Below are 19,125 nucleotides of genomic sequence, written 5' to 3'. Positions count from 1 at the left end.
GACCGCAGAGTTCGTCAGCGTCCAGACAGTTCCTAAGAACCATCGCCAGAACACCGCCGCCTGCGGTTCTCTTTCCAATTCAACAATGTCAAAGACCAAACCGGCTTCCGCCAGCCCCGCCAACCTTTCGGCCCCGGCGAGGAGCGGCGTATCTAGTCGCCACCCCCGAACCTGTCAATCAGCCTTTTGCGACTTTTTGCGACAACGCCGGTGTGGGTTTCGGGCAATTCCGGCTGCGCAGTGGGAATTGCCCTTTCCGTTCAGTGTTCTGGGGCCTGAACGGCGGGCCCGCCAATCTTGGGGCCCTTGGCAGATAGATCGCCAGGCTTGGGCGGCGAGACCTCAGCCCCGGCGCGCCGGCCTCATGAAAGGGCGCGCGTTTGCCTTGAGGCCCAGGCGTCAGGACCACTTCCTCGCCCTCACAGACCGGTGTTACAGCTTGACCCTCGATCGGGCTGGGGAGCGTGACGACCGTGAGCGACAAGACGATATCCGAGGGTAAAGTGGCGGGCGCGCCGTCCATGCGCACCGTGGTCGTGGCCTCCTCGGCCGGCACGGCCTTCGAGTGGTACGACTTCTTCATCTTCGGGGCGCTGGCCTCGATCATCTCGCGCAACTTCTTCGCCGGTCTGAACGAGACGGCAGGTCTGGTGGCGGCCCTGGCCCTGTTCGGCGCCGGCTTCGCCTTCCGGCCCCTGGGCGCGCTGATCTTCGGCCGGATGGGCGACCTTGTCGGGCGCAAGGCCGCCTTCCTGGTGACCGTCACCCTGATGGGCGGCGCCACCCTGGCCATCGGCTTCCTGCCGACCTACGCCCAGGCCGGTCTCGTGGGCCCTGCCCTGCTGATCGTGCTGCGCATCCTCCAGGGCCTGGCGCTGGGCGGCGAATATGGCGGGGCGGCCATCTATGTGGCCGAACATGCGCCGGCCCACCGTCGGGGCGAGCATACCAGCTGGATTCAGGCCTCGGCCGCCTTCGGCCTGATCGGCGCCCTGGGCGTCATCCTGGTGACCCGCCGCCTCCTGGGGGAAGAGGCCTTCGCCGCCTGGGGCTGGCGGGTCCCCTTCCTGCTGTCAGCGGGCCTGCTGGCGGTGTCGATCTTCATGCGCCTGAAGCTGGCCGAGAGCCCCAGCTTCGCCCGCCTGAAGGCCGCCGGCGAGCAGACCAAGGCGCCCTTCGCCGAGGCCTTCGGCCAGTGGCCCAATCTGAAGATCGTACTGCTGGTGCTGTTCGCCTTCATGAGCGCCCAGGGCGCGGTCTGGTACACCACCTTCTTCTACGTGCAGATCTTCCTGGAGCGGTTCCTGAAGGTGGAGCCGGCGACGGTGAACACCCTGATGATCTGCGCCACCCTGGCCAGCGCGCCCCTCTATGTGATGTTCGCCTGGCTGTCGGACCGGGTGGGCCGCAAATGGGTCATGTGGTTTGGCATGACGCTCGCCCTGCTGGCCTTCTTCCCGGGCTTCAAGGCCCTGACCCTGGCGGCCAACCCGGCGCTCGCCGAGGCTCAAGCCTCGACGCCTGTCGTGGTCTTCGCCGACCCGGCCGACTGCGCCCTGCAGTTCGATCCCATCGGCCGGGCCCAGTTCACCTCGGCCTGCGACATCGCCAAGACCAGCCTGGCCAATGCCGGGGTCTCCTATGAGAACCTCGCCGCACCGGCGGGCGCGGGCGCCGAGGTGCGGATTGGCCAGACCGTGGTGGTGTCGGCGGACGGCTCGCGCCTCGACGCCGCCGGCCTGAAGACCGTGCGCGCCCAGGTGGACGGCCAGATCCGCCAGGCCCTGGCCGACAACGGCTATCCGGCCGTCGCCGATCCCGCGCGAACCAACCTGCCCGCCGTCTTCGGCATATTGATGATCTTCGTGGTCGCGGCCACGGCGCTCTATGGGCCCATGGCCGCGGCCCTGGTGGAGCTCTTCCCCACCCGTATCCGCTATACGGCCATGTCCCTGCCCTATCATATCGGCACCGGCTGGGTCGGGGGCTTCGTGCCGTTCAGCGCCTTCGCCATCGTGACGGCGACGGGCAACATCTATTCCGGCCTCTGGTACCCGGTGATCTTCACCGCCATCAGCGTGGTGGTCTGCCTGTTCCTGCCCGAGACCAAGGGCAAGCCCCTGGACTGAGCCCGCCCCCCGGGCGTCAGCCCTGCGGCGCGGCTAGCAGGACCTCGACCTCAAGGCCGGCCTCCGCATAGGCGCGCAGCGCGGCAGGGTCGGGGGCCGCGGTGATGAGGCAGGCGACCTTCAGCCCCTCCCCCACCAGGGCGATCAGCCGTTCGGGCGTCGCTTCGTCAGGCTCCAGACGCTCGGCGTCGCGGCGGGCCAGGCCCAGGACGTCGCGGTCGGCGTCGGCGGGGACCACCAGCACATCGGCGGCGGCCAGCACGCGGCTGGCGCGCAGGGTCAGCAGGTCGGCAGGCCCGCGGCCGGCCACGAACTGCAGACGTCCGGCCTGGGGGCCGTCCTCGCTCAGGGCCTGGCGCAGCAGCGCCTCGGCGGCCTCCATATTGCCGGCCAGGGCCGCATCGGCGGCTGGTCCCTCCAGGGCCTTGCGCAGGAAGGTCCGCCGCCGAGGCAGGTCGGGCAGGGCTTCGCGCACCTCATCCTGCATCTTGCGGAACAGGGCGGCGATCCGGCCGGTCCCCTCGGGGATGCGGGCCTCGATGGTGTTGCGCAGCAGGGTCGCCAGCATGGGCGAGGCGCCGCCGGTGCCCACGGCGGCCACCACCTCGCCGCGGTCGATCACGGCGGGCGTGGTGAAGTCGCAGAGGCTCGGACGGTCGACCACATTGACCGGGACATGGGCGGCCCGGGCGGCGGTGACCGCGGCCTGGACGAAGAGGTCATCGGGGCTGGCCACGAAGACCAGGCTCGCCCCCGCATAGGTCCCCGCCAGAAAGGCTTCCGGCCCCTTGACGCGAACCAGCCGGGCCGGAGAGCCGTCGAACAGCCGGGCCTTGGCCTCGGCGCCCTCGCCTGAGCCAGACACGACGATCTTGGCGCCGGCCAGGGGGAAATAGGCGGGGAAGGCGTCCAAGCGTGCAGCTCCTTGTCAGCCTGTTTTGCAGGCCCGATAGGGCGCCCCGGCCGCCCCGTCGAGGGTGGCCTCCACGCCCTGGGTAAAGAGATCGACCCCGCCGCCGGAGAACCGCGCGCCCGACGCCGAGGCCGCATGGGGCAGCCGGTAGGATCGCCCGCCCGCCTGGACCACCACATGCTCGCCCGACAGGGCGTAGGCTGCGACAAAGCGTTTGCCGCCCTGGCAGGTATAGCTCATGGGCGCGTCGGTGGCGTCTTCGGGGCTGACGCTGACCCGGCCGCCCGAAAAGGCCGGCGCCGCAGCGGGCGGGCCGACGGTGGAGCAGGCCGCAAGGCTGAGGCCCAGCAGACCGACGCTCAGCACAAGACGGACGGGGGAAGTCATTTGAGCGTCTTCAGATAGGTCACGATGGCCGCGCGGTTCTCGGCGTTGGGAACGGCGACCATCATGCGCGTGCCCGGGGCAAAGGCCATCGGCTTCGCCAGATAGGCGTCCAGGGCCGCGTCGGTCCAGGTTCCGGTCTTGGCCTTGAGGCCGGCCGAATAGGTGAAGTCATCGCGCCCGGCGATGTCGGCGCCGGCGACGCCCGCCAGGGCCGGCCCCATGGGCGTGCTCTTGTCCCCATGGCAGGTCTTGCACTGCAGGTTGAACAGCCGCGCGCCATCAGCCGCCTGCGACGGGGCGGCGACGGCGAGGCCCGCGGCCAGGGCGAGGCCCGCCAGGGCGGGAAGAGCGGGACGGATCATCAAGGTCTCCGGATGGTTCTGGCCGCACGGCCCATTTCAAACATAGGCGAGCCTCAGCCCGATGACAGGGCCGAAGGCCAGGAGCCTCACCCTTTGGCTCGGCGACACTTACGCTTCGACGCCTACAGCATTATGTTCAAGGTGAAGCTGGACGGTCGATCAGGGGAAAGCCATGGCTGCGACGCTGGACGTGAATGGAAAGCCGCTTTCTGTGCAGGCGGCGGACGACACGCCGCTCTTGTGGGTTCTCCGGGATGAACTGGGCCTGACCGGAACCAAGTATGGCTGCGGGATCGCCCAATGCGGCGCCTGTACGGTGCTGGCCGACGGCGCCCCGATCCGCTCGTGCCTGACCCCTATCGCGGCGGTGGCCGGCGCCAAGATCACCACCATCGAAGGGCTGGGGGGCGACCACCGGCTGCAGGAGGCCTGGGTCAGGCTGGACGTGCCCCAGTGCGGCTACTGCCAGTCGGGCCAGATCATGTCGGCCGTGGCCCTGCTGGAGCAGTCGCCCCAGCCCACGGACGAGGAGATCGACGCGGCCATGAGCGGCAACATCTGCCGCTGCGGCGCCTATCAGCGCATCCACGCGGCGATCAAGGACGCGGCCGGCCAGACGCCCGCCGCCGACACCCAGACTCAAGCCTGAACCGGCGGGGCCAGACAGCCATGAACGCACCCTTTGACCGTCGCCGCGCCCAGGCCGGCCCCTCCCGCCGCGATGTGATCGTCACCGCCACCGCCGCTGGCGGCGCCCTGCTGGTGGGCTGCTCGCCGACCAGCCTGATGGCGCTGGGCGCCGAGGGCGAAGTCGGCGCCTTCGGCCCCTTCGTGAAGATCGCCCCCGACGGGGCGGTCAGCGTGGTCTGCAAGCATATCGAGTTCGGCCAGGGCAACCATGCGGGCCTGGCGGCCATCGTCGCCGAGGAGCTGGACGCCGACTGGACCCGCGTCGGCTGGGAGCACGCGCCCGCCAACGCCAAGCTCTACGCCAACGGGGCCATGGGCGCGCAGCTGACCGGCGGCTCGTCGGCGATCAACAATTCCTGGGATCAGCTGCGCAAGGCCGGCGCCGCCGCCCGGGCCATGTTCGTCCAGGCTGCGGCCGCGCGCTGGGACGTCGCGGTCAGCGAGATCACCGTGGAGAATGGGGTGGTCAGCCACGCCGCCTCTGGCCGCACCGCCGACTTCCGCGAGCTGCTGCCGGATGCGGCCAAGATCACCCCGCCGGCCGAGCCGACCCTGAAGGACCCGGCCCGCTTCACCCTGATCGGGACCGACCGGGTGCGGCGCAAGGACAGCCGCGCCAAGAGCACCGGCGAGACCCGCTTCACCATGGACGTCCAGGCCGAGAACCTGCTTGTGGCCATGGTCGCCCACCCGCCCCGCTTCGGCGCCAGGGTGGCGAGCTTCGACGCCGCCGCAGCCAAGGCCGTGCCCGGCGTGGTCGAGGTCTATGAAATTCCCACCGGCGTCGCCGTGGTGGCCGACAATACCTGGGCCGCCAGGCAGGGCCGCGACGCGCTGACCGTCACCTGGGACGAGGCCAAGGCCGAGACCCGCAGCTCCGCCGACATCCTCACCCGCTTCCAGGGGCTGACCGACGGTTCGGCCGCCCTGGCCGAAGGCGAGTCATGGCAGGCCTTCGAGAGCCGGGGCGACGTGGCTGGCCAGATGCAAGGCGCGGCCCAGGGCGAGGCGCTGGAGATCGGTTACGACTTCCCTTATCTGGCCCACGCCACCATGGAGCCCATGAACTGCGTGGCCCAGGTTTCGGGCAACCAGGCCAGGCTCACCTTCGCCTCCCAGGGGCCGACCCTGGACCAGCTCAATGTGGCCAAGGTCGTCCTCAACCTGCCCGGTTCGGTGGAGATCGAGACCCTGCCGGCCGGCGGCTCCTTTGGCCGGCGGGCCAACTTCCAGTCCGACTTCGTGGTGGAGTGCGTCGAGATCGCCAGGAAGGTCGGCAAGAACCGGCCGGTGAAGCTGGTCTGGACCCGCGAGGACGACATGGCGGCGGGCTATTTCCGGCCCCTGGTCCACCATCGGGTCAAGGTGGTCACCGACGCGGAGGGCTATCCCCGCGCCTGGAGCCACCGCATCGTCACCCAGTCGATCATGAAGGGCGCGCCCTTCGGCGGCGGCGGGGTCGACGAGACCGCGGTCGAGGGGGCCAAGGGCTCGCCCTACCTTGCGGCCACCCCCCATGTGGACGCCCAGCTGCTGACCCCGGACATCGGCGTACCGGTGCTCTGGTGGCGTTCAGTGGGCGCGACCCACACGGCCTATGTCATGGAGCACACCATCGACCAGCTGGCCCGCAGGGCCGGCCAGGACCCGGTCGACTACCGCCGCGCCCTCTATCAGAAGGCCGACGCCAGGCGGCACCTGGCCGTCCTCGACCTGGCGGTGGAGAAGTCCGGCTGGGCCGAGCCTGCGCCCGAGGGCTGGACCCGCGGCGTGGCGGTGCACGAATGCTTCGGCTCGGTCGTCGCCCAGGTGGCCGAGGTCAAGATGGAGAATGGCGAGCCCAAGGTCGGCCGGGTGGTCACCGCCATCGACTGCGGCACGGCCATTTCGCCGAACCAGATCGCCGCCCAGATGGAGGGCGGGACCTGCTACGGGCTGTCGGCCGCCCTCTATGGCGAGGTGACCCTCACCGAAGGCCGGGTGGACCAGACCAATTTCGACACCTACCGGGTGCTGCGCCACAACGAAGCCCCGACGGTCGAGACCTATATCCTCGCCCAGCCGGCCGGCGCCCACCCCACCGGCGTCGGCGAACCCGGCACCCCGGTGATCGGCCCGGCCGTGGCCAATGCGCTCCTGGCCCTGACTGGCGAAGCGATCACCGCCCAGCCGTTTGTGAAGGCCTAGGGGGCCAGATCCTCCGGCCGGTCGACGTCGAACAGGACGCCCTTGTCGTCGGTTTCGATGAGGGCCAGGCGGGGGCCGAGGCCCAAGAGCGCGGCGCGGGCGCCTTCGTCGCCGGCGGCCTGGCGTAGGGGGGCGTACAGCTCGGCGGCGAACAGCACCGGGTGCCCGCGGCGGCCGTCGCAGACCGGGGCCGCTGCGGCTGCGCCAGCTCCCACCGCCTCGACCAGGCGGGGCAGTACGGCGGCAGGGACCCTCGGCATGTCCCCCAGGAAGACGAAGGCGCCGGCGCTGTCCGCCGGCAGGGCTGCGGCGCCGGCCCGCAGGGAGGCGCCCATGCCCTCGGCGTGGTCGGCGGCGTGGATGATGTGCAGCCGGTCGCCCGCGCCCTGGCGTTCCGCCCAGGCCCTCGCGGCCGCCGCCACCTCGTCTGCCTCTGACCCCGTCACCAGGATGACCGTCGAGGCCGGGCTGGCGAAGGCCGCCCTCAGCGCGCCGTCGAGCAGCGCGCCGCCTTCGAACGGCGCCAGCAGCTTGCGGCCGCCGAACCGCCGGCCCGCCCCAGCGGCCAGGACAATGGCGCTCCACACCGCCTGACTGTTCGCCGCCCCTGTCGCCATGGCCCGCCCTCGCCTATGTTGGTCAAACGCCATGACGCCTTACGACGCCCCATCTTCGCAAGCGCCAGCCGCCACGGCGGCGCCCCTGATCGACGGCTTCGGCCGGACGGTGACCTATCTGCGGGTCTCGGTCACCGACCGCTGCGACCTGCGCTGCGTCTATTGCATGGCCGAGCACATGGTCTTCCTGCCCAAGAAGGACCTGCTGACCCTGGAGGAGCTGGACCGGGTCAGTTCGGCCTTCATTGCGCTTGGCGTGCGCAAGCTGCGGATCACCGGCGGCGAGCCCCTGGTGCGCAAGGGCGTGATGAGCCTGATCGAGGGCCTGTCGCGGCATCTGAAGTCCGGGGCGCTGGATGAGCTGACCCTGACCACCAACGGCACCCGCCTGGCGGAATTCGCCGAGCCCCTGGCCGCGGCCGGCGTGCGGCGGGTCAATGTCTCCATCGACACCCGCAAGCCCGACCTGTTCCGCCGCCTGACCCGCGGCGGCGACGTGGCCAAGGTGCTGTCCGGGATCAAGGCCGCGCAGGGCGCCGGCATCGCCGTCAAGATCAACGCCGTGGCCCTGGCCCAGGACAACGCCGCCGAGCTGCCGGACCTGATCGCCTGGGCGCACGGCGAGGGCATGGACGCCACCCTGATCGAGACCATGCCGCTGGGCGAGATCGAGGTCGATCGCACCGACCAGTTCCTGTCGCTCGCCAAGGTCCGCCAGGAGTTGGAGAGCTTCTGGACCCTGGAGGACATTCCCCTCTCCACCGGCGGCCCGGCCCGTTATGTGCGGGTGGCCGAGACTGGCGGGCGGCTGGGCTTCATCACGCCCATGACCCACAATTTCTGCGAGGGCTGCAACCGGGTGCGGCTGACCTGCACCGGCACCCTGCACACCTGCTTAGGACAAGAGGACGCCAGCGACCTGCGGGCCGTCCTGCGCGCCGGCGCCGACGATGCGGCCCTGGTCGAGGCCATCCGGCTGGCGGTGGACGGCAAGCCTAAGGGGCACGACTTCCGCATCGAGCGGTCCGCCGCCCCGGCGCTCGCCCGTCACATGTCGACCACCGGGGGCTGAGGCCATGGCCCGCGTCCTGCTGTTTGGCCGCCTGAGCGACATCGCCGGCTGGCGGGAAAAGACCCTGGAGCCCTCGCCCGCCCGGCTTTCCGAACTTCGCGCCCGATTGGCCGCAGATGACGCCGCCCTGGGGGAGGCCCTGGCCGCGCCGGGCGTGCAGGTGGCGCTCGACCAGGTGCTGGTGCGGGATGACGCGGCCCTCTCGACCCGCTCCGAAGTCGCCTTTTTGCCGCCCATGAGCGGGGGCTAGGCGATGATCAGCCTCACCGACCAGGGCTTCGATCCCGGCCCCCTGCTGTCGGGCTTCTGCCGGGGGCGGGCCGAGACCGGCGCGGTGGCGAGCTTCACGGGCCTGGCCCGCGCCGAGGGCGGCGAGACCAGGGTCCTGGAGCTGGAGGCCTATCCCGGCTTCACCGAGGCGCAGATCGGCGCCATCGCCGAGACGGCCAGGACGCGGTTTGATCTGCAGGACCTGATGATCGTCCATCGCATCGGCCAGATCGCGCCGGGCGAGCCCATCGTCTTTGTGGCCACGGCGGCGTCCCACCGCCGGGCGGCGTTTGAGGCCTGCGACTATCTGATGGACTATCTGAAGAGCCGCGCCCCCTTCTGGAAGAAGGAGCATGGTCCAGACGGCGCCCGCTGGGTCGAGCCCCGAACGCAGGATCACGAGGACATCGCCCGTTGGGCATGACGGGGCGCGCCGCTCCGGCTAGAAACCCCTGAAGACACCGACCCCAAGGAGCCGACCATGAATGCGCCCGCCTTCGCCCCCGGGGGCAAGATCGACGAGGCCAAGACCCTGGTCCCGGTCCGCATCGCCGTCCTGTCCGTCTCCGACACCCGCGACGAGGAGACCGACACGTCTGGCCAGATCCTCGCCGACCGGGTCACCGGCGCCGGCCATGTCCTGGGCGGCCGCACCATCGTCCGCGACGACGTGGAGGCTATCCGTAGCCAGGTCCAGGCCTGGGTCGCCTCGGGCCAGGTGGACGCCGTGGTCACCACCGGCGGCACCGGCATCACCGGCCGGGACGTGACGCCCGAAGCCCTGCAGCCCCTGTTCGACAAGACCCTGGACGGCTTTTCCGTGGTCTTTCACATGGTCAGCTACCAGTCGGTGGGCCTGTCCACCCTGCAGAGCCGCGCCACCGCCGGCATCATCGGCGGCGTCTTCGTCTTCTGCCTGCCCGGCTCCAACGGGGCGGTGAAGGACGGCTGGGACAAGGTGATCGCAGCCCAGCTCGACAGCCGGCACGGCCCCTGCAACATGGTCGAGCTGATGCCCCGGCTGATGGAGCGGTGAGCGGCCTCACCCACATCGACGAGACCGGCCGCGCCCACATGGTCGATGTCTCGAATAAGGCGGTCACGGCCCGCGAGGCCGTGGCCGAGGGTTTCGTGCGGATGACGCCTGCGACCCTGGCGTTGGCCCTCTCCGGCGACGCCAAGAAGGGCGATGTCCGCGCCACCGCCGAGATCGCCGGCATCATGGCCGCCAAGCGCACCAGCGAACTGATCCCGCTCTGCCATCCGTTGGCCCTGTCCAAGGTCGAGGTCCGCGTGGCGCCCGGCGAGGGCGGTCTGTCGGTCACCGCACGGGTGCGCACCACCGGCCAGACCGGGGTGGAGATGGAGGCCCTGACGGCGGTCTCGGTCGCCTGCCTCACCGTCTATGACATGCTGAAGGCCGCCGAGAAGGGCATGGTCATCGAGGCCGTGCGCCTGGTCGCCAAGTCCGGCGGCGCGTCCGGCGACTGGACCGCCCCATGAAGCTGCTGGCCGTCGAGGACGCTCGGGCCCGCATGCTGGCCGAGATCGCGCCCCTGCCGGCGGAGACCCTGCCGCTGGCCGACGCCATCGGCCGCGTCCTGGCCGAGGATGTCAGCGCCATCCGCGACCAGCCGCCCTTCGACGCCTCGGCCATGGACGGCTGGGCGGTCCGCAGCGGCGATACGCCGGGAACCTTGCGCATCATCGGCGAGAGCGCCGCCGGCCATGGCTATGCGGGCGCCCTGGAGCCTGGCGAGACGGTGCGCATCTTCACCGGCGCGGCCGTGCCCGCCGGCGCCGACGCCATCGTCATCCAGGAAGACGCCCTGCGGGACGGCGAGACCGTGACGACGCCGCAGACCCGGTCAGGCCAGCACCTGCGGCCCCGGGGCGGCGACTTCAGATCAGGCCAGGCCCTGCTGAGCGCCGGCCAGCGCATCGACCCCTGGCGGCTTTCGCTGGCCGCCTCGGCGGGCCGCGCCGAGGTGTCGGTCCATCGGGCGCCCAAGGTGGCGATCATCTCCACCGGCGAAGAGATCATCGAGGCGCCCGGGGTTCCAGGGCCGTTCCAGATCTATGATTCCGGCGCTCCGGCCCTGCTGGCCATGGTGCGAGCCTGGGGGGCGGAGGCTGAAAAGCTGAAACCCGTCCGCGACGAGCTGGACGCCGTGATCGCCGCCCTGCGGAACGCCGAGGCCGACCTGATCGTCACCGTCGGCGGCGCCTCTGTGGGCGATCACGACCTGGTGCGCGCTGCGGGGGAGGCGCTCGGCCTTGAGATGAAGGTGGCCAGCGTCGCGGTGCGGCCGGGCAAGCCGACCTTCTTCGGGGTCCTGGCCGATGGCCGCCGGATGCTGGGCCTGCCCGGCAATCCGGCCTCGGCCTTCGTCTGCGCGGAGCTGTTCCTGCGACCGATCCTGATGGCCTATCAGGGCGATCCCGCGCCGTTCGCCACGATCACCGCCCGCGCCGCGACGCCGCTGGCGGCCAACGGCCCGCGGGAGCACTGGATGCGGGCGAAGCTCACCCATCAGGACGGCGCGATCAGCGTCCAGCCCTATGGGGACCAGGATTCCTCGCTGGTCACCGTGTTCGCCGCCGCTGACGCCTTGCTGCGTCGCCCGCCCGGCGCTTCGGCCGTCGAGGCCGGAGGGCTGGTTGAAGTGCTGCCGCTGGCCCGGGCATAGCGCAGGGCGACAATCTCGCCGATCACCGACAGGGCCACCTCCCAGGGGGCCTTGCCGCCTAGATCGAGGCCGATGGGGGCGTGCAGCCGCGACAAGGCTCCCTCGCTGACTCCAGCCTCACGCAAACGGGCGAGCCGCTCAGCCAGACGCGCCCGCGCGCCCAACAGGCCCACATAGGCCGCCTGGGACGGCAGGGCCGCGCGCAGGGCCGCCTGATCGGTGGCCAGGTCATGGGTGGCGATGGCCACCGCCGTCCAGGGGTCGAGGCCGATGGCGGCCAGAGCCTCTCCGGGCTCATCCCTGCGATAGGCGACCTTGGGCAGGGGCGGCGGCTCGGCCGGCCCCTTGGGTCGCACCAGGGTCGTCTCGAACCCCGCCTGACTACCCAGGGCGGCGATGGCCAGGGCGGTGGGGTCGGCGCCGACCACCACCAGGCGGGGGACCGGGGCATAGTCCCTGCGGATGGCGCCGTCCCAGGCTTGGGCGGCCTCAGGCGCCACACAGACCCGCCTGCGGCCATCGCTCAGCCAGACGCAGGGTTTGCGCTCATTCTGGGCGTTAAAAAGATCCCCCAGGGCGGGATCGTCGCTCGCCACCTTCTCCAGGAAGATCTCGATCCGCGCGCCGCACAGCAGCTGGATGTCCGGCCAGGGGCTGCCCTCGCCATAGACCAGGGTCCGCGGCGCCCCGTCCTCCAGGCAGGCCTGGGCATGAGCGGCCACGTCAGATTCGACGCAACCCCCGGAAAAGTAACCGGAAACCACGCCTTGGCCGAACACCATCTGGGTCCCGACCGGTCGCGGCCCCCCGGCGCCCAGGGCGGTGAGCGTGGCCAGGACCAGGGGCGCCCCCGTGGCCGCCGCCTGCCGCAGGGCGGGGCGGACATCCTCGTCGAGGCCGAAGATAGGCCATTGCGGAAGCGGTTCGGTCATGGGCCAGATTAACCCCCGTGAAAGGTTCCAGATACGGGTTCTTTAGGCCTCACAGATAAGCATGAACCTCGACAAGTGCAGTTCTTAGAGCGTCCGCCCCGCCCATGACCTCTCCGCTCGCCAAGCTCGGCCTCGGCTCCGGCCAATTCGTTCTGGACCAGGCCACCGTCCGCGGGCGGCCGGCCCAGGCCGAAGTTCATGACATTCTCTCGGTGGCCGCCCGGGCCGGCCTTTCCGTGTTCGACGTGGACGGGCGCTCGGCCCAGGGCGAGATCCTGATCGGCGAGGCCCTGCCCAAGCCCATCCCCTTCCGCGTGTCCGTCACGACGATCCGCGCCGACCGCGGCCCCGACATGGTGGAGGCCGAGGTGCGGGCCTCCCTGCGTCGCCTGGGCGTCGCCCAGGCCGACTGCGTGCTGGTGCCCTCGGCCTCGGAGCTGTTTGGGCCCCACGGCATGGCGCTGTGGACCCGCCTGCAGCAGTTGCGCGACGCTGGAGTCTGCCGTCGGATCGGGGTGGCGGTTTTCGCCTCCGACGATCCGGTGGGCTTGGCCCGCCGTTTCCGTCCCGACGTCATCCAGGCGCCCGCCAGCCTGCTCGACCAGCGGCTGCTGATCGACGGCACCCTGGCAACCCTGGCCGGCATGGGCGTTGAGGTTCAGCTACGTTCGATCTTCCTGAACGGCCTGATCTTCCTGCCGCCCGACCGCGCGCCCAGTCACCTGAAGGCCGCCGCCAGCCGTATTTCCCGGGCCCGCCGCCTGATCGCCGAGGGCCGCAGCGACCCGCTGCAGGCGGCCCTGGGCTTCGCCCTGTCGCGGCCCGAGGCCACCACGGTCCTGGTGGGCGTCACCTCGGCCGCCGAACTTTCAGCGGTCGTCGCCGCCGCCTCCAGCCCGCCCCCGGACCTGGACTGGGACGACATGGCCCTCGACGATCCTGTGGCGCTCGATCCCAGCCAATGGGCGGCCGCCTAAGGCCCGACGCGATCCGCCGGAATCGTCCGATCCTTGAGTCAGGCTCTAAAATCTAGGTCTTGAGGCGTTTGCGCGCCGTCCTTGGCCCGGCGTATGGCTTGGGCATATGGCGCAGCGGTTCAGGCCGCGCCATTCGTCAGCTCGTATCGCTTCCCACCCACTTCAGCCTCCGCACAAGGCGGAGGCCCATGACTCACGCGTCCTGTCGACCGTGAGTCCGCGGATGCCGATTGAACCTAGTTGGCCTTAGGGGCCGCGGCGGCCGCGGCGGCGACCTTGTCCTTGACGCCGATCACCTCGGCCAGACGGGCCTCCGGCTTGGGCAGTTTCGGCGTGGCGGCCACAGAGCCGTACTTCAGCACATCCTGGGCGCGGACCAGCTGGAAGTCCTTCTCTTCGTCGAAGGACTCCGGCGGCGCCTCGGCGGGTTGGTGAGCGCCGCGGCGCTCCAACCCCTCATCGGCGTTGAGCGCATTGCGCAGCGAGGCCTCGCTGAACTGGAAGGCCCGGTTGGCGATGGCCTGGGCCTCGTCGCGGCTGGCGGCCACTTCCAGGTCAGGTTCGATGCCGGTCTTCTGGATCGAGCGGCCCGACGGGGTGTAGTAGCGGGCCGTGGTCAGCTTGAGCGCGCCGTCCATGCCGCCGCGCAGGGGAATGACCGTCTGCACCGAACCCTTGCCGAAGCTGGTCAGGCCGACCAGTTCGGCCCGCTTGCGGTCCTGCAGGGCGCCGGCCACGATCTCGGCGGCCGATGCCGAGCCGGTATTGATCAGCACCACCATGGGCAGACCCTCGGCGATGTCGCCGGCGCGCGCGTTGTAGCGTTCCACGTCGCGGGCGTTGCGGCCGCGCTGGGAGACGATCTCGCCCCCCTCGAGGAACAGGTCCGACAGGCCCACGGCCTGGTCGAGCAGGCCGCCGGGATTGTTGCGCAGGTCGAGGATCAGGCCCTTCATATTCGGATTGGCGGCGCGAAGCTCGCCAAACACCCGCTCAGCCTCGTCGGTCGTGCGTTCGTTGAAGGCCGAGACCCGCAGATAGCCGTAGTCGCCCTCCATGCGGGCCACAGCCGACTTGGGCTGGATCACTTCGCGGATGATTTCCACGTCGAAGGGGTCGCTCTTTTGGCGGGCGATGCTGAGGACCACGGCCTCGCCGGGCTTTCCGCGCATCTGCTTGACCGCGTCGCTGACGCTCATGCCCAGGACGCTGGCGCCATTGACGCCGGTGATATAGTCGCCGGCCTTGATCCCAGCCTTGGCGGCGGGCGTGCCATCCATCGGCGAGATCACCTTGACCACGCCATCCTCGCTGGTGACCTCAATGCCCAGGCCGCCATATTCGCCGCGGGTCTGGTCGCGCATCTCGTCGAAGGACTCGGCATTGAGATAGCCGGAGTGCGGATCAAGGGAGGTGAGCATCCCGTCGATCGCCGACTCGATCAGCTTGGTCTCGTCGATCTCGGTGACGTATTGGCGCTCGACCGTGTTCAGCACGTCGCCAAACAGTTCAAGCATCCTGTAGGTCTGGCTGCGAGGCTGCTGGGCCGAGGCCTGGGCCTGCTGGCTCACATAGGCCATGGATCCGGCCCCAAGGACGAAGGCGGCCGCGCCAATCATCAGATACTGCTTCATAGCCCTCACCTGAGGCTCCCTTTGCGGCGATTTGATGCCGCCTGCGCGTTTCGTCCCAATGAGCGGATCAACCCGCTTCTTTCTTCAGCCAGCGCGCCGGGTCGACGGGCGCGCCCCTCTCCCGGACCTCCAGATAGAGTTCCGAAGGTGATTGTCCCTCATCGGCCATCCAACCGACAGGGGCCCCGGCCGCGACCGTTTGCCCGACGTCCACATTCACCCGGTCAAGGCCAGCCAAGACCAGATGGTATCCACCGCTCATCCTTAATATCAAGATGACGCCCCAGCCACGCACCGGCCCCACATATTGTACCAGACCGGCGCCTGGACTTTGCACACGGGCGCCTCGCGGGGTGAGGATGGTCAGGCCCTGATACCTGGCCGTGCTGTGCAGGGCCTCGCCGAAGCGGTGGGTCACAGGTCCCTCCGCCGGGTAGATCAGCGCCTCTGGCGGGGTCAACGGCCCTTGCGCCAGGAATTCCGCAGGCGCCGCAGCGTAGCCGCGCAGGGCGGCGCCCGCAGGATCGACCGGCTCGGGCAGGGGGCGGGCGTCGGCCCGCTCGCTCTCGGCGGTGAACAGGGTTTCGCTGGCCACCGCGGCCAGGCGCCGTTGGCGGGCGAGATCGCTGGCTTCGGCGGCGTAGACCTGGGCCCGGCGCTGGAGTTCGGGCGTCATGGCCTTGACCAGGATGGCGGCGCGCACCGCGTTGCGGGCGTCGTCCGGGGCCACGAGCAGGGCCGGCGGCGGATCGCGCTTGAGCTGCTGCAGGACCGAGAGCAGCCGGGCCAGCTGGTTGTCGTTGCGCCCCCGCTCGGCGTTCAAGGCCTGCTCGCGAGCGTCCAGGGTCTGCAGGGGCTCGGCCGCCGAGACCAGGCCCAGGCCCACTGCGGTCGCCAGCAGGGCGCTCAGGGCGATCAGCCTCAGGGGGCGCTGGGGGCGCAGGGCTGCAAGGTCAGTCACGGTGATAGGGCGACCCGGAAAGAATGGTGACGGCCCGATAGACCTGTTCGGCCAGCATGGCGCGAACCAGGGCGTGAGGCCAGGTCTGTGGGCCAAAGGCCAGCTGGCCCTGGGTTTCGCTCATCAGCTGGGGATCGAGCCCGTCTGCGCCGCCGATCATCAGCACCAGCCGGCGGACCCCGTCGTCTCGCAGGCGGGCGATCTCGGCGGCGAAGTCCCGCGAGGTCCGCGCCCGGCCATGCTCGTCGCAGGCCAGGACATGGGCGTCCTTGAGGTGGGGGCGCAGAACCTCGGCTTCGGCCAGCTTGCCGGGCTTGCGGCTCTCGACCTCGATCACCTCGACGGGACCGAGGCCCAGAACCCGACCGGCCGCCGTGGCGCGGTCGACATAGAGCTTCACCAGCTCGGTCTCAGGCGAGCGGGCCAGACGGCCTACCGCCAGAAGGGTCACGCGCAAGCCGCCCCCGTCAGGAGGTGGGAACGGCGTGGCCCGAGGCGTCCACCGACCAGATCTTCTCGATATTATAGAAGGAGCGGACTTCGGGACGGAACAGGTGGACGATGATGTCCCCGGTGTCGATCAGCACCCAATCGCAATGGGGCATCCCTTCCACCCGGGCGCGGCCATAGCCGTGCTCCTTCAGGGCGCGCAGCAGGTGGTCGGCGATCGCGCCCACATGCCGTTGCGACCGGCCAGAGGCGACGATCAGGCCATCGGCCACCGCGCTCTTGCCTGTAAGATCGATGACCACGACATCCTGGGCCTGGTCCTCGTCGAGGCGGCTCAGAATCAGGTCTTCGAGGGCCTGGATGCGACCCTCGACGTCCGAGGAGGCGACGGCGGAACCGGCGGTCTCCTGCGCGCGCTGCGCGGCTTCACTATTCAGCGGGAAACTCCTCTAACGTCCACGCGAAGATCATCATAGCACGATCCTGACCTGTGGTCAGCGGTCCTTGATGGCGCCACTCGGACGGGTGGACCGCATCCGTTCGCGAAGGGCCGTGGAGGATTGGAAATTGAGGGGACCGCGCAGGAAAACCCAGGCGGGCGTGCGCCGGCCGGGCAGGCTGCGGGCTTGGTTGGACGGCACCCGGGCGTGGGCGAACCGCCGCGCGGCCGGCGAGGTGCGGCTTTTCAGGGAAATCCAGGGCCGCGAGACCACGGCCACCGGCGTCTCGGCCATGATCTGCGTCCAGCCCCGCCAGCGGTGGAAGGTGGCCAGGCTGTCGGCCCCCATGATCCAGACAAAATCCACGCCGGGATGTCGGGCCTTCAGGGCGCGAACCGAGTCGATCGTGTAGCGCGAGCCCAGCCGGGTCTCGGCGTCGGACACCGCCATGCCCTTTTGCCGGGCGAAGGCGCGGGCCCCGGCGATGCGCTCGGCCAGGCTGGCGGTTTCATGGGTGGGCTTCAGGGGGTTCTGCGGCGAGACCAGCCAGATCACCAGGTCCAGGCCCAGCCGACGCCGGGCGGTCTCGGCCACATGGGCGTGGCCCTCATGGGCGGGATTGAACGAGCCCCCGAACAGGCCCACCCGCATCCCCGGTTCCAGATGGAACCCCAGGCGCAGGGCGCCGGGCCGTCCGGCGGCGGGCAGTCGACGGGCGGGACCGGCAAACCACATCTGCGGGACCTGTGATCAAGCGGTGCGGGCGGGGGTGGGAACCCCGCCGCGGTCGAGATGGATATCGCTCTGGCTTACCCGCGCCCGCACGGTGAAGACCCCGTCGCCGGCCAGGACGCCGCCCCGGGCGAACAGCCGGCCGAACTCCCAGTTGGAGAGGCCCAGCTCAGGCCTGTTCAGCGCATACTGGCCATCCACCCAGCGGGTGAAGCCGTCGCCGACGAAGGGCGCATTGATGGTGGCGTAGAAACGGGCCTGGGCGCCTGTGTCCGTGCTGATCAGGCTGGCGGCGAACTGCGGGCTGTAGCGGTTGAACAGGCCGACCGCTTCATCCAGGTCGGACACCACATGAAGGGTCACCTCGGGCGTCTGCTCCCACTCCCACTCGCGACCGAGGTCGGCCTGCGGCAGAAGGTCCACCTTGGCCTCGTCGCGGACGCCCTCTGCGCGGGCGACCTGCACGCGGGCCTGGCGCCAGGCCTCAGGCAGGAAGGCCTCGTCGCCCTCCACCACGTGCAGCTTGACCCCATGGCCGCCCCGCTCGCCGGCCTGGTCCAGGGCGGCGAGGAACACCGGGATCAGGTCCTGGGCGGCGTCGCGGGTGACGCAGAAGACGTTCAGGGTGTTGCAGACCTTGCGGTCGAGGGAATGGAAGACCGCCGCGAACAGGCGCTCAGGGTCGGCGCTGGCGTCGGCCGCCATCCAGGCCCCGCCCGTGCCGTGCAGGCTGACCGGCACGCCGGCCTGGCGGGCGATGCCGCCCAGCTGGGTGACGGCGGGGCCAGATCCCCGGGCCACGGCCAGGCCCAGGCGCGGATCTGCGAACATGGCCCAGCCGGCGGCGTGCTCGGCCGAATCCACCAGGACGGCGGCGCCCGGCGGCAGGCCCGCTGCGGCGATGGCCGGCTCCAGGGCCTCAGTCACGATGGCGCGGGCCGTGCCGAGCGCATCGGAGCCGATGCGGAAGACGACGGTGTTGCCGGCCCGCAGGACGCCCGTGGCGTCGGCGAACACATTGGGCCGACCTTCGAAGACGAAGGCCACCACGCCCAGGGGGGCGGAGACCTGCTCGACCCGCCAACCGGCATGGTCCACGGCCTCCACCAGCCGCCCCCGCGCGGGCGCGGAGTCGCGCCAGGCCCGCAGACCCGCAATCATGTCGGCGCGCATGGCGGGGTTGACGGCGAGTCTCGTGGTGGAGCGGCCCTTCTGCTGGGCGCGCGCCACATCGGCGGCGTTGGCCGCAGCGATGGCGCCCCAGGCGGCCTCGTCGGCCAGGCGGTTGGCGAAGGCGTCGAAGAAGGCGGTGATCTGGTCGTCGCGGACCTCGCCCATAAGAGCGAAGGCGGCCTGGGCGCGGCCCACGGCGTCGGCGGCGATCGCCTGCTGGACGGCGGGCACATGCAGCAGAGTCCCGGAGTCCTGCAACACGATCAGCCGGTCGCCGGGCTTGAAAGCGCTGGCCAGCTCCGGGCTGACCCGAGCCAAACGGTCGCCGCCATAGGGAATGGCCATGCCGGGGCTGAGCGTGGTGAGACGCTCGCCGCCCTGATCCTCCCCGGTCTGGTCCCTGCCGGGCCTCGCCCCGTCCATCGTCACGATCCGTCAGTTATGCTCAGGATGAGGCTTACCTAGGCTCCTTTCGGCGCCTGGGCAATTCAAGGCTTGCGGCCGGTCTG

The 19,125-nt window shown here is 70.5% G+C and carries 20 protein-coding genes and 1 pseudogene; 10 read left to right on the top strand and 11 right to left on the bottom strand.

What is annotated here, in order from left to right; all coding sequences use genetic code 11:
- The first annotated feature begins 521 nt into the window (after window positions 1-521).
- Window positions 522-2,129, top strand: a complete 1,608-nt coding sequence (locus Q7S93_RS02895; RefSeq protein WP_304712076.1) for an MFS transporter — start codon at window positions 522-524, stop codon at window positions 2,127-2,129.
- Window positions 2,130-2,145: 16 nt separating this feature from the next.
- Here Q7S93_RS02895 and Q7S93_RS02890 read toward each other — a convergent pair whose 3' ends face one another.
- Genes Q7S93_RS02890 through Q7S93_RS02880 form a run of 3 tightly spaced genes read right to left on the bottom strand, consistent with a single transcriptional unit; the run spans window position 2,146 to window position 3,791 of the window.
- Window positions 2,146-3,042, bottom strand: coding sequence for an NAD(P)-dependent oxidoreductase (locus Q7S93_RS02890; protein ID WP_304712071.1), 897 nt, complete (start codon window positions 3,040-3,042; stop codon window positions 2,146-2,148).
- A gap of 15 nt (window positions 3,043-3,057) precedes the next feature.
- Window positions 3,058-3,429, bottom strand: coding sequence for an MliC family protein (locus Q7S93_RS02885; protein WP_304712070.1), 372 nt, complete (start codon window positions 3,427-3,429; stop codon window positions 3,058-3,060).
- Window positions 3,426-3,791 (bottom strand): c-type cytochrome, encoded by a 366-nt coding sequence (locus Q7S93_RS02880; protein WP_304712069.1) that lies wholly within the window; start codon window positions 3,789-3,791, stop codon window positions 3,426-3,428. The genes Q7S93_RS02885 and Q7S93_RS02880 overlap by 4 nt, the downstream gene beginning before the upstream one ends.
- A 172-nt stretch (window positions 3,792-3,963) precedes the next feature.
- Between Q7S93_RS02880 and Q7S93_RS02875 the strand changes: the two genes are divergently transcribed.
- Entirely contained in the window at window positions 3,964-4,440 is a 477-nt protein-coding gene (locus tag Q7S93_RS02875) for a (2Fe-2S)-binding protein (protein ID WP_304712068.1), read from the top strand.
- 20 nt (window positions 4,441-4,460) lie between these two features.
- Entirely contained in the window at window positions 4,461-6,668 is a 2,208-nt protein-coding gene (locus Q7S93_RS02870) for a xanthine dehydrogenase family protein molybdopterin-binding subunit (protein WP_304712067.1), read from the top strand.
- On the opposite strand, the gene Q7S93_RS02865 is transcribed toward Q7S93_RS02870, so the two are convergent.
- Window positions 6,665-7,285, bottom strand: a complete 621-nt coding sequence (locus Q7S93_RS02865; protein WP_304712066.1) for a nucleotidyltransferase family protein — start codon at window positions 7,283-7,285, stop codon at window positions 6,665-6,667. The two genes, Q7S93_RS02870 and Q7S93_RS02865, sit on opposite strands and share 4 nt — an antisense overlap.
- A gap of 31 nt (window positions 7,286-7,316) precedes the next feature.
- Here Q7S93_RS02865 and moaA point away from each other — a divergent pair, with 31 nt between their 5' ends.
- The 6 genes from moaA to Q7S93_RS02835 are packed head-to-tail and all read left to right on the top strand — an operon-like array spanning window position 7,317 to window position 11,317.
- Window positions 7,317-8,357 (top strand): GTP 3',8-cyclase MoaA, encoded by a 1,041-nt coding sequence (moaA, locus tag Q7S93_RS02860; protein WP_304712065.1) that lies wholly within the window; start codon window positions 7,317-7,319, stop codon window positions 8,355-8,357.
- A gap of 4 nt (window positions 8,358-8,361) precedes the next feature.
- Entirely contained in the window at window positions 8,362-8,607 is a 246-nt protein-coding gene (locus tag Q7S93_RS02855) for a MoaD/ThiS family protein (RefSeq protein ID WP_304712064.1), read from the top strand.
- A gap of 3 nt (window positions 8,608-8,610) precedes the next feature.
- Window positions 8,611-9,051 (top strand): molybdenum cofactor biosynthesis protein MoaE, encoded by a 441-nt coding sequence (locus Q7S93_RS02850; RefSeq protein WP_304712063.1) that lies wholly within the window; start codon window positions 8,611-8,613, stop codon window positions 9,049-9,051.
- Between the two features lie 57 nt (window positions 9,052-9,108).
- The gene (gene moaB / locus Q7S93_RS02845; protein WP_304712062.1) at window positions 9,109-9,663 is read left to right on the top strand and encodes a molybdenum cofactor biosynthesis protein B; all 555 of its coding nucleotides are present in this window, start codon (window positions 9,109-9,111) and stop codon (window positions 9,661-9,663) included.
- On the top strand, window positions 9,660-10,130 hold the full coding sequence (gene moaC, locus Q7S93_RS02840; protein ID WP_304712061.1) for a cyclic pyranopterin monophosphate synthase MoaC: 471 nt from the start codon (window positions 9,660-9,662) through the stop codon (window positions 10,128-10,130). The genes moaB and moaC overlap by 4 nt, the downstream gene beginning before the upstream one ends.
- On the top strand, window positions 10,127-11,317 hold the full coding sequence (locus Q7S93_RS02835; RefSeq protein ID WP_304712060.1) for a molybdopterin molybdotransferase MoeA: 1,191 nt from the start codon (window positions 10,127-10,129) through the stop codon (window positions 11,315-11,317). Before moaC ends, Q7S93_RS02835 begins: the two co-directional genes overlap by 4 nt.
- A 71-nt stretch (window positions 11,318-11,388) precedes the next feature.
- Here the strand turns inward: Q7S93_RS02835 and Q7S93_RS02830 are convergent.
- Window positions 11,389-12,249: pseudogene (locus Q7S93_RS02830) on the bottom strand (XdhC family protein); the annotation flags it as partial.
- A gap of 104 nt (window positions 12,250-12,353) precedes the next feature.
- On the opposite strand from Q7S93_RS02830, the gene Q7S93_RS02825 reads away from it, so the two are divergent.
- Window positions 12,354-13,226 (top strand): bifunctional regulator KidO, encoded by an 873-nt coding sequence (locus Q7S93_RS02825; protein WP_304712059.1) that lies wholly within the window; start codon window positions 12,354-12,356, stop codon window positions 13,224-13,226.
- A 236-nt stretch (window positions 13,227-13,462) separates the two neighbouring features.
- Here Q7S93_RS02825 and Q7S93_RS02820 read toward each other — a convergent pair whose 3' ends face one another.
- From Q7S93_RS02820 to Q7S93_RS02795, 6 genes are all read right to left on the bottom strand, one after another.
- Window positions 13,463-14,860: a S41 family peptidase gene (locus Q7S93_RS02820; RefSeq protein ID WP_304712075.1), complete on the bottom strand. Its 1,398-nt coding sequence runs from the start codon at window positions 14,858-14,860 to the stop codon at window positions 13,463-13,465.
- A 67-nt stretch (window positions 14,861-14,927) separates the two neighbouring features.
- Window positions 14,928-15,821 (bottom strand): murein hydrolase activator EnvC family protein, encoded by an 894-nt coding sequence (locus Q7S93_RS02815; RefSeq protein WP_304712058.1) that lies wholly within the window; start codon window positions 15,819-15,821, stop codon window positions 14,928-14,930.
- A complete protein-coding gene (gene rlmH, locus Q7S93_RS02810; protein ID WP_304712057.1) occupies window positions 15,814-16,278 on the bottom strand; it encodes a 23S rRNA (pseudouridine(1915)-N(3))-methyltransferase RlmH in 465 nt (154 codons plus the stop codon). The genes Q7S93_RS02815 and rlmH overlap by 8 nt, the downstream gene beginning before the upstream one ends.
- Window positions 16,279-16,288: 10 nt before the next feature.
- On the bottom strand, window positions 16,289-16,708 hold the full coding sequence (gene rsfS / locus Q7S93_RS02805) for a ribosome silencing factor (protein WP_370652052.1): 420 nt from the start codon (window positions 16,706-16,708) through the stop codon (window positions 16,289-16,291).
- Between the two features lie 57 nt (window positions 16,709-16,765).
- Window positions 16,766-17,446, bottom strand: coding sequence for a nicotinate-nucleotide adenylyltransferase (locus Q7S93_RS02800; RefSeq protein WP_304712056.1), 681 nt, complete (start codon window positions 17,444-17,446; stop codon window positions 16,766-16,768).
- A 15-nt stretch (window positions 17,447-17,461) separates the two neighbouring features.
- Window positions 17,462-19,039 (bottom strand): aldehyde dehydrogenase family protein, encoded by a 1,578-nt coding sequence (locus tag Q7S93_RS02795; protein ID WP_304712055.1) that lies wholly within the window; start codon window positions 19,037-19,039, stop codon window positions 17,462-17,464.
- Between the last annotated feature and the right edge of the window lie 86 nt (window positions 19,040-19,125).

The organism is Phenylobacterium sp. (genome assembly GCF_030646615.1).
Taxonomy (GTDB): Bacteria; Pseudomonadota; Alphaproteobacteria; order Caulobacterales; family Caulobacteraceae; genus Phenylobacterium.
Note: the sequence above shows the minus strand (reverse complement) of the source record. Positions and strands in the feature narration are given on the sequence as shown.